This is a genomic window from Streptomyces sp. SGAir0957, assembly GCF_043523415.1.
In genome coordinates this window covers 4,351,969-4,365,243 of the sequence record NZ_CP027293.1, presented here as the reverse complement: position 1 = coordinate 4,365,243, position 13,275 = coordinate 4,351,969, and the positions used below count along the sequence as shown (strand labels likewise).

Genomic DNA, 13,275 nt, shown 5'->3' with positions numbered 1-13,275 from the left:
GGGGCCCGCCACCGGGGTACGACCACGCCGGGTACGGCCGAGGGGTGAGAAGTGTGACGGAGCAGCGATCGGTCGCCGAGTACCGGATCGAGGACCTGGCGCACCACAGCGGCGCCACGGTGCGTACGATCCGCGCCTACCAGGACCGCGGCCTCCTGCCGCGTCCCGAACGCCGCGGCCGCGCCAACGTGTACACGTCCGCGCATCTGTCCCGGCTGCGCCAGATCGCCGATCTGCTGGACCGCGGGTACACCCTGGCCTCCATCAAGGAACTCCTGGAGGCCTGGGACGCGGGGCGCGGGCTGGGCGGAGTACTGGGGCTCGTCGCCGAGGTGGACGGCCCCTGGACCGACGAGCGGGCGGGCCGCATCACACGCGCGGAGCTGGCCGAGCGGTTCGGCGGCGAGCATGACGAGGTAGCCGTACGGGAAGCGGTGGAGCTCGGTGTGCTGGAGCGGGTTCCGGACAGGGACGACGAGTTCATCGTGCCGAGCCCCCAAGAGCTGGCTGTGGCCGTGGAGTTGCATGCGACCGGTGTGCCGCTCACGGCAATAAGCGATCACCTGCGGGAGTTGAGAAGCAGCGTCGAGCACATAGCCGCCCGCTTCCTGGAGTTCACGACCGAGCATGTCTTCGCGCGCTATCTGGACTCTTATCCGCCGACCGACACGGAAGCCGCCGAAGCCGCGTCGCTCGTCCGTCGCTTGCGGCCGCTCGCGCAGCAGTCCGTCGACGCGGAACTGGCGCGCGCCATGCGGTTGTTCGCGACGAGGCATCTGACTCAACACCTCGCGGACCGTCCTGTGGCCGACGTGGCCCCGGAGCGGGAGTTTGTCGGGCTGCCGGTGGAGACAATGCGGGCTGTACGCGGACTGGTTGGCTTAGAGAGTGCGTCCGCGTTCGTGACGGCGGCGGCCGAACGCGAAGTACGCAAGCGGACATTGGATGCCCTGGCGGCAAAGGCGGCCGACAGCTGATCAGTTGTGCAAAACCGCTTGTGTGTAAGTGAGTTATCCACAGTTTCGTCAATTAGCCTGTGGATAACCTGAGTTGGCTGTGGATCAAACCTGGCGGTGTGGTTGACCGGATGAAATCTGTGTGCACCTCAGTCACCCTTCCGGGACCCTGACGCCATGAACGAGCAACGCACCGTCAAGGTGTCCAGATACCTTTCGCGGCACTTGCGCCACCAACCGGATCGCATCGGGCTGACGCTTGGCGAGGCGGGCTGGGTGGAGATCGACGAGCTGCTCGCGGCGGCGGCCGCGCACGGCTTCCCCGTCAGCCGTGCCGAGCTGGACCGGGTGGTCGCTGAGAACGACAAGCAGCGCTTCTCCATCGAGGGCACCCGCATCCGTGCCAACCAGGGCCACACGGTCGAGGTCAACCTAGGCCTGGCGGTGGCGGAACCGCCCGCCTACCTCTTCCACGGCACCGTCAACCGCTTCCTCGGCGCGATCCGCGCGGAGGGACTCACCCCCATGAGCAGGCACGACGTGCACCTGTCCGCGGACCGCGAGACGGCCACGCGCGTCGGGGCCCGACGGGGCCGCCCTGTCGTGCTGACCGTCGACGCGGGGGCGATGCACCGCGACGGCTACACGTTCCGCCTGAGTGCGAACGGGGTCTGGCTGACTGCCGCTGTGCCGCCGGAGTATCTGCGTTTCCGCACGTGAGGCATGTGGTGGCTGGCCCTGGCCCAGCTCTGGCCCTGGCCCAGCCCCGGCCCTGGCCTTGGCTCTCTGGCTCTGGCCCTGGCCTTGGGGCCTCGGCTCTCTGGCTCTGGCACGGGCGCCTGACCCATCCGGTGCCGGCCCGGCCGACCCCAGTCGCGCAGGCGACTGCCGCAGCCAGTGCTCGCCCGGCCCACCCCGGACCCCACCGCCCCTCCGCTTACGCTCACCCCATGACCGATACGCCGCCCCCCGCTCCCACCCCCTCGCTCCGCCTGAGCACCGTGGTCCTGCCCTACCGCCGCTGGCACGACGGGTCCCGGGAGACCTGGCAGCGCGCCGAGGAACTGGGGTTCCACACCGCGTACACGTACGACCACCTGTCCTGGCGCGTACCGTTCCGCGACGGCCCGTGGTTCGGCGCGGTGCCGACCCTGACCGCTGCCGCCGGCGTGACCTCGCACATGCGGCTCGGCACCCTCGTGACGTCGCCGAACTTCCGGCACCCGGTGACCCTCGCCAAGGAGCTGATCTCGCTCGACGACATCTCGGGCGGCCGGATCACGCTCGGCATCGGCGCGGGCGGCACCGGTTTCGACGCGCACGCGCTGGCCCGGGGCGACCAGCAACCGTGGACGCCGAAGGAGCGGGCGGACCGGTTCGCCGAGTTCGTTCCGCTGCTCGACCGGCTGCTCACCGAGGACACGGTCTCGTACGACGGCACCTATTACTCCGCGGGCGGCGCCCAGAACATTCCAGGCTGTGTGCAGCGCCCCCGGCTGCCCTTCGCGGTGGCGGCGACCGGACCGCGCGGCCTCAAACTGGCGGCCCGCTACGGGCAGGCGTGGGTGACCACCGGCGACCCGAAGCTGTATGCGGCGGGCACTCCGGAGGAGTCGGTTCAAGCCATTCGTGGCCAAGTGGGCAGGCTGGCCGCGGCCTGCGACGCCATCGGCCGTGACGTAGCCGATGTCGAGAAGATCCTGCTCACCGGTTTCACCCCGGACCGCGGGCGTCCGCTGGAGTCCGTCGACGCGTTCGTGGACTTCGCGGGCACCCACCGTGAGCTGGGATTCACCGAGATCGGGGTGCACTGGCCGATCCCGGACACCGACTTCGCGGCCGACCAGAACACCTTCGAGGCCATCGCGACCGAGGCGCTTTCCCAGCTCGGTTGAGCCGAAGGCGACAGCGCCGGTTCCAGGGGCAACAGGGGTAGGGGGCGGGTGGGGCGCATGCGCCAGGAGCGGTCTCATCTGTGCGCCCCGCCGCACGCCCGTGCGCGCAGATGAGCGACCATAGGCGCGTGACCTCACCGACTCCTGGGCCTCGGACCCCGGCCCCCTCCGCCCCCGCGCCCCGGCTGATCGCCACGGACCTCGACGGGACGCTGCTGCGCGACGACAAAACCGTTTCTCCTCGGACGGTCGCCGCGCTGGCCGCCGCCGAGGAGGCCGGCATCGAGGTCTTCTTCGTGACGGGCCGCCCGGCCCGCTGGATGGATGTCGTCAGCGACCATCTGCACGGTCACGGCCTGGCGATCTGCGGCAACGGCGCCGCCGTCGTGGACCTGCACGGCGGCCCCGGCAACCACCGCTTCGTCAAGATCCGCGAGCTGGCCGTCCCGGACGCGCTGGACGTCGTACGCGTGCTGCGCGAAGCGGCCCCCGGCACGTCGTTCGCCGTCGAGCGGACGGGCGGCCTGCACCACGAGCCGACGTACCCGCCGCTCCACCTCGACCCGGGCGAGAGCGTCGCGGCCGCGGAGAAGCTGCTGACCGCGGACTTCGCCGGGTCCACCGTGGCGGACCAGCCGGTGCTGAAGGTCCTGGCGTTCCACCCGGAGCTCGACCCCGACGCGTTCCTGGCCCTGGCGCGCGACGCGGTCGGCGAGCTGGCCGCGATCACCCGCTCCAGCCCGAGCGCCCTCCTGGAGATCAGCGGGCGGACCGTCTCCAAGGCGAGCACGCTCGAACTCTGCTGCGCCGACCGCGGCATCTCCCCCGCGGAGGTCGTCGCCTTCGGGGACATGCCCAACGACATGGAGATGCTGACCTGGGCGGGCGCCTCCTACGCCATGGGCAACGCGCACCCGGACGTGCTGGCCGCGGCGACCGGCGTCACGGCGACCAACAACGAGGACGGCGTGGCCCGGGTCATCGAGGACATCCTCGCGGGGCGCTGACCGCACATCCCGCAGCCGCGACATCCGCCGTCACAGCAGCCGCTACGGCAGTGGTGACCCGGGGCACCATCACCCCCCACGCCCCCTACAACCGCACACCCCGCCCCGCGAACCACCTCACCGGGTCCACCCCCGACCCCAGGTCCGGCGTGAGCCGCACCTCGAAATGCAGGTGCGGCCCCGTCGAGTTGCCGGTGGTGCCCGCCTGCCCGAGCCACTGACCGGCCCGCACCTTCTCGCCCTGGTCGACGGTGACGGCCGCGAGGTGGGCGTACTGCGTGTAGTAGCCGCCCGGGTGCCGCACGACGACCTCGACGCCGAAGCCGCCGCCGCAGGACACGCGGATCACGCGTCCGGCGCCCGCCGCCCGCACGGGGGTGCCGACGGCGACCGCGAAGTCCTGCCCGGTGTGCCGGTGGGCCCAGTGCGCGCCTGCGCTGTCGTAGCCGGCCGACAGCTCGTACGTGGCTACCGGTGGCACCCACGCGCGCGTAGTGCGCATTGTGGGCTGCGTGAGACGTACGGCGCCGCGGCATTTCCCGGCCGCCACCGACCGGTCGGCGTCGCCCTGCAGTTTCCATTGCGCCTGTTCAAGCTTGCTCTTGATGCTTTTGCGCAGCCTTGCGAGGTGAACGCTCCGCTCTCTCAGGGCGTGCCATCGCAGGGTCGCCGCGCGCTGCCCCCGCGCGAGCTTCTTCTCGGCACGACGGCTCTTGCTCACCGCATTGTTGAGCGCCAGGTCTGCCTGCAATACGGCCCGTTGACCGTGCAGCAGCTCCTCCGGCCGGTCGGAGAGCAGCATCTGCGCCGCGAGCGGGATGTCGCCGCCGCTGCGGTACTGGGCGCGGGCGACGCGGCCGAGGTCGTTGTGGAGCGCGGCGACCTCGCGCCGTTCCTTGCCGAGCAGCCGCTCCATGCGCCGCGCCGTGGCCTTCTGCGCTCCGGCGGCCCTGTGCCCCGCTTCGTAGCGCTGCGTCGCCGCCGAGGCCTCCACAAGGAGCCGCGCCACCTCGGCGCCCGGCTCGGGCCCGTCGGCGGCCCGGGACGGCGCGGGAGGCCCGCAGAGCGCCACCAGAGCGCACAGCAGCGCCAGGAGGACGGGAGGACGGCGGGGGCGTAAGCGCATGTCCGGGATCGTTGCCCGCCGCACCGCAGGGCTCGCGTGGGATTCGTACGGCTGGGGGGCCGCTTGCCCCGAACGGCGCAGAAACGTACCGCCGAACCGGGCCCGTCAGGCCGCGCCTCCCACCGGCCCGACGTCCTAGTACGGCGCCTCCCACACCACCGTCGTACCCCCCGCCTTGTCCACTGCCGTACCCCCGGCGTCGTCGCCCCCAGGGCCCGGCCCGTACCAACTGTCGCCGCCGAGCGACTCCGCGCGTCTCTTCAGGTTCTTCAGGCCGCTGCGCCGCCCGCCCTCCGGGATGCCCACGCCGTCGTCGGCGACCGTGAGACGCACGCCCTGACGGCCGTCCGGCAGAAGGACGGTCGCGTCCACGACGACGTCGATCCGGCTGGCCCGCGCGTGCCGGAAGGCGTTCGAGAGGGCCTCCCGCAGAGCCGCGATGAGGTTCTTGCCGGTGAGCTCGCCGACCACGTCGTCGACCGGCCCCACGAAGCGGTGCGAGGGCTTGAACCCGAGCGGTACCGCCGCCATGTTGACTTCCCGCAGCACGCGCGTGTGCAGCCCGGAAGGCGCCTCGGCCGGGCCCTGTTGCAGCGCGAAGATCGCCGTCCGGATCTCCTGGATGGTGACGTCCAGTTCATCGACGGACTTGCCGATGCCCGACTGCACCTCGGGCACCGCGGACCGGCGTTGGGCCGTCTCCAGCATCATCCCGGTGGCGAACAGCCGCTGGATCACGAGGTCGTGCAGGTCGCGCGCGATGCGGTCGCGGTCCTCGAACACGGCGAGGCGCTCCCGGTCGCGCTGCGCCTCGGCCACCATCAGGGCGAGCGCGGCCTGCGAGGCGAACTGGGTGGCGAGCGTGCGCTCGGCCTCCGTGAAGGGACGCTCCCCACGCGCGCGGGGCATCACCAGCGTCCCCAGGACACGTCCGTCGCTCTGCAGAGGCAGCATCATGGCCGGCCCGTAGCCGCGCGCGAGGTCGGTCAGGACCCGTGGGTCGGTCGCGGTGTCCTCGATGAACACGGCCTCCCCGGCCAGGAGTTCGGCGGCCATGGTGCTCTCCGGCGGCACGACCAGGCCCAGTGCGGCGGACGGCCCGTCCGAGGCGACGGCGACGACCTCCATGCCGCCGTCCCCGGTCGGCAGCAGCACCAGGCCGGCTGCCGACTCCGAAAGCCTGCGGGCCTGTTCGGCGACCACCTGCAACGCGTCGTCGGCGTCCCCGCCCGACAGCAGCGCCGTGGTCACCGCCACGGAGCCGTCGATCCACCGCTCCCGCTGCCTGGCCGCCTCGTAGAGCCGCGCATTGCCGATCGCGATACCCGCCTCGGTGGCGAGCACTCGGACCATGTTCAGGTCGTAGTCGTTGAACTCCCGGCCCCCGCGCTTCTCCGTCAGGTAGAGGTTGCCGAAGATCTCTCCCTGTACGCGGATGGGGACACCCAGGAACGTCCGCATCGGCGGATGGTGCGCGGGAAACCCGCACGCGCGCGGATCGTCGGCGAGGTCCGCCAGACGCATCGGCACCGGATCGTGGATGAGCGCGCCGAGCACGCCCCGGTGTCCGTCGGGCAGCCACCCGATGCGCTGCGCGGTCTCGTCGTCGACGCCATGGAAGACGAAGTCCACGAGGCCCTCGCCGTCCTCGGCGATGACGCCGATCGCCGCATAGCGGGCATCCGCTAGGTCGGCGGCGGTCTCGCAGATCCGGTCGAGCGTGGAGTGCAGTTCGAGACCGGTGCCCACGGACCGCATCGCCTCCAGAAGCTGCGGCACGCGCGCGCTCAGCTCCGTGGAAAGGCCGTGCGGACCACGCGCGCCTCGGGGCTCGTTCCCGGCGGACTCGGGCGGGGACGAAGCGGACGGCTCCATGGGTGCGACCATGCCCCGAGAGTAGTAAGTCCCATTTAGCGAGGAAAGTCGGAATAGCGTGTGCGGCGGGTCCTTGCCGCTCACAACGCCACGCCCGCGCTCACCGCCGTCCCGCCCCGACCAGCAGCTCCGCCGCCTGTTCCCGCTCGCGCAGCTCCCGCAGCGGCCCGTCGACAACGGCCAGTTCGGCGTACGGACCGCGCTGCGCGACCCGCCCGCCGTCGAGCACGATCACCTCGTCGACGGCGTCGAGACCGGCGAGCCGGTGCGTGATCAGCACGGTCGTCCGGCCCTGGGTCGCGTCCAGCAGATCCGCGGTGAGCGCGTCCGCCGTCGCCAGGTCGAGGTGCTCGGCCGGCTCGTCCAGGACGAGGACCGGGAACTCCGCAAGGAGCGCGCGGGCCAGCGCGAGCCGCTGGCGCTGCCCGCCGGACAGCCGCGCCGCATGCTCGCCCACCAGGGTGTCGAGCCCTTCCGGCAGCGCGTCCACCCACTCCAGAAGGCGTACGCGGCTGAGCGCGGCCCGCAGTTCGTCCTCGGTGGCGTCCTTCTTGGCGAGCAGCAGGTTCTCGCGGACGCTGCTGTCGAAGAGGTGGGCGTCCTGGGCGCAGAGCCCCACGAGCCGTCGTACGGCGTCGCCTTCGAGCGCGTACGCGTCGGTCCCGCCGAACGTGTACGTCCCGGCGTCCGCGTCGAGGAAGCGCAGCAGCACTTGGGCGAGGGTCGTCTTGCCCGAACCGGAGGGGCCGACGACGGCGATCCGGCGGCCGCGCTCCAGGGTCAGGCCGACCCCGGCGAGCGCGGCCCGGTCCTGGCCCTCGTACCGGGCGGCGAGGTCCCGTACGACGAGCGGGAAGGGGTCCTGCGGCGCCTGTGCGGGCCGTTCGGGCTCCCGTACGGGTTCGGGGGCGTCGAGCACCTCGTAGACGCGCTCGGCGCTCTTGTGGACGCGCTGGCGGTACTGGACGGCGAGCGGCAGTCCGAGCACCGCCTCGAACGCGGCGAGCGGCGTCAGGACGACGACCGCCATGGCCACCCCGTCGAGCTGTCCTGCGCGGACCCCCTGCACGCCGGCCAGTGCTGCGGCGGCCACGGTCAGGCCGGTGATCAGCGCGGTGAGCCCGTCGCCGAGCGCGGTCGCGGTGGCGGCGCGCGAGGCGATCCGGGTCAGCGCCGAGTCCGCCTCGGCGGTCTCCTTCGTGCGGCGGGGCAGCGCACCGGCGACGGTCAGTTCGGCGGTCCCTGTGAGCAGTTCGGCGACCTTGGTCGCGAGCGTCCCGCGCGCGGGGGCCAACTTCCGCTCGGCCCTGCGGGCCACGGCCCCGGACAGGAGCGGCACTCCGACACCGGCGAGCAGCAGCCCGGCGGCGAGCACCGCGCCGGCGGCGGGCAGCATCCAGGCGGTGAACGCCACCGAACCGGCGCCGACGAGCGCCGCGACCGAGGCGGGCAGCAGCCAGCGCAGCCAGTAGTCCTGGAGCGCGTCCACGTCGGCGACGAGCCGGGACAGCAGGTCACCACGGCGCGTCGTGCGCAGTCCGGCGGGCGCGAGCCGCTCCAGGCGGCGGTAGACGGCCACCCGGGTGTCGGCCAGCATCCGCAGCACGGCGTCGTGCGACACGAGCCGCTCCGCGTACCGGAAGCAGGCCCGGCCGATGCCGAACGCGCGCGTGGCCGTCACCGCGACCATCAGGTAGAGCACCGGCGGCTGCTGCGAGGCCCGCGAGATCAGCCACCCGCTGGTCGCCATCAGACCGACCGAGCTGCCGAGCGCGAGCGCCCCGAGCAACAGCGCGAGGGCGAGGCGCGAGCGGCGCGGACGGGCGGCGGCACGCAGCCGCGTGAGGACGTGGCGCCGGTCCGTGGGCACGTCCTGCGCCCGCCCGTCCACCGGCGGGACGGCGGCCGGAGCGCGCTCGGGCACTCCCGCCACCGCGGCCGCCCGCTGCTGGGGCGGCCGGTCCGTGCCGGGCATGTCGAGGCGGACCACCCGGTCGGCGACGGCCAGCAGGGCCGGCCGGTGCACGACCAGGAGCACCGTACGGCCGACGGCCAGCCTGCGTACCGCCTCGACGATGCCGGCCTCGGTCTCGCCGTCGAGCGCGGCGGTCGGCTCGTCGAGCAGGACGACGGGCCGGTCGGCGAGGAACGCGCGGGCCAGCGCGAGGCGCTGCCGCTGCCCGGCCGACAGGCCCGTGCCGTCCTCACCCAGCTCCGTATGCGTCCCGTCGGGCAGCGCCTCGACGAACTCCAGCGCGCCCGCCTCACGCAGGGCGGCCAGCACCGCCGCGTCGTCGGCGCCGGGCCGGGCGAGCCGTACGTTGTCCGCGATCGACCCGGCGTACAGCTGCGGTCGCTGCGGAACCCACGCCACGCGCGCGTGCCACTCCTCCCGCTGCACGGTGGAGAGGTCGGCGCCCCCGACGAGCACGCGCCCGCCGCTGGGACGTACGAAACCCAGCAAGGCGCTCAGCAGCGTCGACTTGCCCGCGCCGCTGGGCCCGACGAGGGCCACGGTCTCGCCTGGCGCGACGGCGAAGGAGGCATGCGAGACAGCGTCGTCCGTACGTCCCTCATAGCGCACCGAAACATCGTCGAACACGACGCCTGTGGTCGCCGGAACGGCCTCCGTGCCGGACTCCGGTAGGGGCGTCTCCAGAACGGCGAAGATCTCCTCCGCCGCCGCGAGCCCCTCGGCGGCAGCGTGGAACTGCGTCCCGACCTGCCGCAACGGCAGATACGCCTCGGGCGCGAGCACCAGAATGACGAGTCCGACGTAGAGGTCCATCGTGCCGTGCACGAGCCGCATGCCGATGGTGACCGCGACCAGGGCGACCGAGAGCGTCGCGAGCAGTTCCAGGGCGAAGGACGACAGGAAGGCGATGCGCAGCGTCCGCATGGTCGCCCTGCGGTACTGGCCGGTGATCGTGCGGATGGACTCGGCCTGCGCCTTGGCCCGGCCGAACACCTGCAAGGTCGGCAGACCCGCCACCACGTCCAGGAAGTGACCCGACAGCCGGGAGAGCAGCCGCCACTGGCGGTCCATCCGGGACTGCGTGGCCCAGCCGATCAGCATCATGAAGATCGGGATGAGGGGCAGCGTGCCGACGATGATCGCCGCCGACACCCAGTCCTCGGTGACGACGCGGGCCAGCACCGCCACCGGGACCACGACCGCGAGCCCGAGCTGCGGCAGATACCGCGAGAAGTAGTCGTCGAGCGCGTCCACGCCCCGCGTGGCGAGCGCGACCAGCGAACCGGTGCGCTGCCCGCTCAGCCACCCGGGGCCGAGCTGCGCAGCGCGCTCCAGGAGCCGCCCCCGCAGCTCCGACTTGACCGCCGCGCTCGCCCGGTGGGCGGCCAGTTCGGTGAGCCAGGAGACCAGACCTCGTCCGGCCGCGACAGCCACCAAAAGGAGCAGCGGCGTCCGCAGGTGCGCCGCGTCGAAGCCGTGCTGGAAAGCGCCCACCACGACTTCGGCGATGAGCATCGCCTGCGCGATGACCAGACCGGCCCCGGCGGCGCCGAGAACGATCACCGCCAGGAGGAAGAGGCGGGTGGCCCGGGCGTACCGGAGCAGGCGCTGGTCGATCGGTTTCACGTGAAACACGCCCCCTCAGGGTTCAGTGCGCGGTCTCGACGACGTCGCGTGCGCGGCATCGGCGACGTTCAGTGCGCGGCATCGGCGATGTGCTTGGTACCGATGCGCTTGCGGAACACCCAGTACGTCCACGACTGGTAGAGCAGCACGAGCGGGGTGGCGATCGCCGCCAGCCAGGTCATGATCTTCAGCGTGTACGGGCTCGACGAGGCGTTGGTGACGGTGAGGCTCCAGGCCGGGTCGAGCGACGACGGCATGACGTTCGGGAACAGCGTCAGGAAGAGCGTCGTGAATGCCGCCGCGATGGTGATGCCGGACAGGGCGAACGACCATCCCTCGCGCCCCGCCTTGATGGCGCCGATCGCGCCGACGAGGGCGACCAGGGCCACGATCATCGCGATGAGCGAGCTCCCGTCCCCCTTGTCGGCCTGGGTCCAGATGAGGAACCCGAGCGCCACCACCAGCGCGCCCAGACCGAGCGTCAGCGCGAACTTCCGCGCCCGCGCCCGGATGTCGCCCAGCGTCTTGAGCGAGGCGAACACCGCTCCGTGGAAGGTGAACAAGGTCAGGGTGACCAGGCCGCCCAGGAGCGCGTAGGGGTTGAGCAGGTCCCAGAAAGTGCCGACGTACTCGAAGTGCTGGTCGAGCTTGACCCCGCGCACGATGTTGCCGAACGCCACGCCCCACAGCAGCGCCGGGATCAGCGAGGTCCAGAAGATCGCGTGCTCCCAGTTGGTCTGCCACTTCTCCTCGGGGCGCTTCGCCCGGTACTCGAAGGCGACACCGCGCACGATGAGGCAGACCAGGATGATCAGCAGCGGCAGATAGAAGCCGGAGAAGAGCGTCGCGTACCACTCGGGGAACGCGGCGAAGGTCGCTCCGCCGGCCGTGAGCAGCCACACCTCGTTGCCGTCCCAGACGGGACCGATCGTGTTGATCAGCACCCGCCGCTCGGTGCGGTCGCGCGCGAGCAGCTTGGTGAGGATGCCGATCCCGAAGTCGAAGCCCTCCAGGAAGAAGTAGCCGATCCAGAGGACCGCGATGAGGACGAACCAGACGTCGTGGAGTTCCATGACTTGTGCGCTCCCTTGGCCCTAGTAGGAGAAGGCCATCGGCTTGTCGGCGTCACGGTCGCCGCCGATCCTGGTGGGCGGGTTGAGATCGTCGTCGGTCAGCTCCGGCGGCCCGGCCTTGACGTACTTGACGAGCAGCTTGACCTCGATGACGGCGAGGACCGCGTAGAGCAGGGTGAAGACGGTCATCGAGGTGATGACCTCGCCCTGCGAGACGCTGGGGGAGACCGCGTCACGGGTCTGCAGGACGCCGTAGACGACCCACGGCTGGCGGCCCATCTCGGTGAAGATCCAGCCCCAGGAGTTGGCGATGAGCGGGAAGCCCATGGTCCACAGGGCGACCATCCAGTAGAGGCGGGTGAACTTCGGGCTGAGGACCTTGTTCTTGAAGAGCACCAGGTTCGGCACTTCGTCCTCGCCCGTCCGCAGGTGCTGCGGCAGCATGAACTTCTTGCGGGTGAGCCACAGTCCGAGGAGGCCGAGGGCGAAGGACGCCATCCCGAACCCGATCATCCAGCGGAAGGCCCAGAAGGTGACGGGGATGATCGGCCGGTAGTCGCCAGGCCCGTACTTCTCCTGCTCGGCCTTGTTGGTGTCGTTGATGCCGGGAATGTGCGAGGTGAAGTTGTCGTCGGCGAGGAAGGACAGCACGCCGGGGATGGAGAACTCGACGCTGTTGTGGCCCTTGCTCACGTCTCCGTAGGCGAAGATCGAGAACGGGGCGGCGTCCTGGCCGTCCCACAGCGCCTCGGCCGCCGCCATCTTCATCGGCTGCTGCTTGAACATGACCTTGCCGAGCTGGTCGCCGCTGATCGCGGTGAGCATTCCGGCGATGACGACGGTGATGAGGCCGAGCCGCAGCGAGGTCTTCATCGTCGCGATGTTCTTCGGGTTCTTGCGCGCCAGGTGGAAGGCGGCGATGCCGACCATGAACGCGCCGCCGGTCAGGAACGAGGCGGCCAGGGTGTGGAATGCCTGAGTGAGCGCGGTGTTCTGCGTCAGCACCTGCCAGAAGTCGGTCAGCTCGGCGCGTCCGGTGGCCTTGTTGTACCGGTAACCGACCGGGTGCTGCATCCAGGAATTGGCCGCGAGGATGAAGTACGCGGACAGGATCGTGCCGATGGACACCATCCAGATGCAGGCCAGGTGGATCTTCTTCGGCAGCTTGTCCCAGCCGAAGATCCACAGGCCGATGAAGGTCGACTCGAAGAAGAACGCGATCAGCGCCTCGAAGGCCAGCGGCGCCCCGAAGATGTCACCGACGAAGCGCGAGTAGTCGGACCAGTTCATGCCGAACTGGAACTCCTGCACGATGCCCGTCACGACACCCATCGCGATGTTGATCAGGAAGAGCTTTCCCCAGAACTTCGTCGCCCTGAGGTACTTCTCCTTCTCGGTCCGCACCCAGGCGGTCTGCAACCCGGCGGTCAGCGCCGCCAGCGAGATCGTCAGTGGCACGAAGAGGAAGTGGTAGACGGTGGTGATGCCGAACTGCCATCGCGCCAGGGTCTCCGGCGCCAGAGCCAGGTCCACTGCGTCATCTCCTTACATCGCCGCGGCCACAGCAGCGGTTTGCCCCTTAAATCCCGCACTTATCCGGAGGAACCGGGACACGCTTGTGAACGCGTTCACATTCACAAGCATTATGTCGTACGGGCTGTCGGAAACCGAAGCGGGGGCCCCTTACTGCGAGGAACGCCACAGTGGGACGCCGGCGCACGAGGAAACCGAGGGGCGCACAC

The 13,275-nt window shown here is 71.0% G+C and carries 9 protein-coding genes; 4 read left to right on the top strand and 5 right to left on the bottom strand.

The window, feature by feature from the left end:
- The first annotated feature begins 44 nt into the window (after positions 1-44).
- The 4 genes from C1N81_RS24330 to C1N81_RS24315 all read left to right on the top strand — a co-directional run bounded on the left by C1N81_RS24330 (position 45) and on the right by C1N81_RS24315 (position 3,858).
- The gene (locus C1N81_RS24330) at positions 45-977 is read left to right on the top strand and encodes a MerR family transcriptional regulator (RefSeq protein ID WP_394432448.1); all 933 of its coding nucleotides are present in this window, start codon (positions 45-47) and stop codon (positions 975-977) included.
- A 156-nt stretch (positions 978-1,133) separates the two neighbouring features.
- Positions 1,134-1,676, top strand: a complete 543-nt coding sequence (locus tag C1N81_RS24325) for an RNA 2'-phosphotransferase (RefSeq protein WP_394432446.1) — start codon at positions 1,134-1,136, stop codon at positions 1,674-1,676.
- 230 nt (positions 1,677-1,906) lie between these two features.
- Positions 1,907-2,851, top strand: a complete 945-nt coding sequence (locus tag C1N81_RS24320; protein ID WP_394432444.1) for an LLM class flavin-dependent oxidoreductase — start codon at positions 1,907-1,909, stop codon at positions 2,849-2,851.
- Positions 2,852-2,979: 128 nt separating this feature from the next.
- Complete coding sequence (locus C1N81_RS24315) at positions 2,980-3,858, top strand: Cof-type HAD-IIB family hydrolase (protein WP_394432442.1); 879 nt, start codon at positions 2,980-2,982, stop codon at positions 3,856-3,858.
- 85 nt (positions 3,859-3,943) lie between these two features.
- Here C1N81_RS24315 and C1N81_RS24310 read toward each other — a convergent pair whose 3' ends face one another.
- The 5 genes from C1N81_RS24310 to C1N81_RS24290 all read right to left on the bottom strand — a co-directional run bounded on the left by C1N81_RS24310 (position 3,944) and on the right by C1N81_RS24290 (position 13,066).
- Positions 3,944-4,984: a M23 family metallopeptidase gene (locus C1N81_RS24310; RefSeq protein ID WP_394432440.1), complete on the bottom strand. Its 1,041-nt coding sequence runs from the start codon at positions 4,982-4,984 to the stop codon at positions 3,944-3,946.
- Between the two features lie 135 nt (positions 4,985-5,119).
- On the bottom strand, positions 5,120-6,871 hold the full coding sequence (locus tag C1N81_RS24305) for a GAF domain-containing sensor histidine kinase (RefSeq protein ID WP_394432438.1): 1,752 nt from the start codon (positions 6,869-6,871) through the stop codon (positions 5,120-5,122).
- Positions 6,872-6,959: 88 nt separating this feature from the next.
- Entirely contained in the window at positions 6,960-10,460 is a 3,501-nt protein-coding gene (gene cydD / locus C1N81_RS24300) for a thiol reductant ABC exporter subunit CydD (protein ID WP_394432436.1), read from the bottom strand.
- Between the two features lie 68 nt (positions 10,461-10,528).
- Positions 10,529-11,533, bottom strand: a complete 1,005-nt coding sequence (cydB, locus tag C1N81_RS24295; RefSeq protein WP_394432434.1) for a cytochrome d ubiquinol oxidase subunit II — start codon at positions 11,531-11,533, stop codon at positions 10,529-10,531.
- Between the two features lie 21 nt (positions 11,534-11,554).
- Positions 11,555-13,066: a cytochrome ubiquinol oxidase subunit I gene (locus tag C1N81_RS24290; protein WP_394432432.1), complete on the bottom strand. Its 1,512-nt coding sequence runs from the start codon at positions 13,064-13,066 to the stop codon at positions 11,555-11,557.
- Positions 13,067-13,275 lie beyond the last annotated feature (209 nt).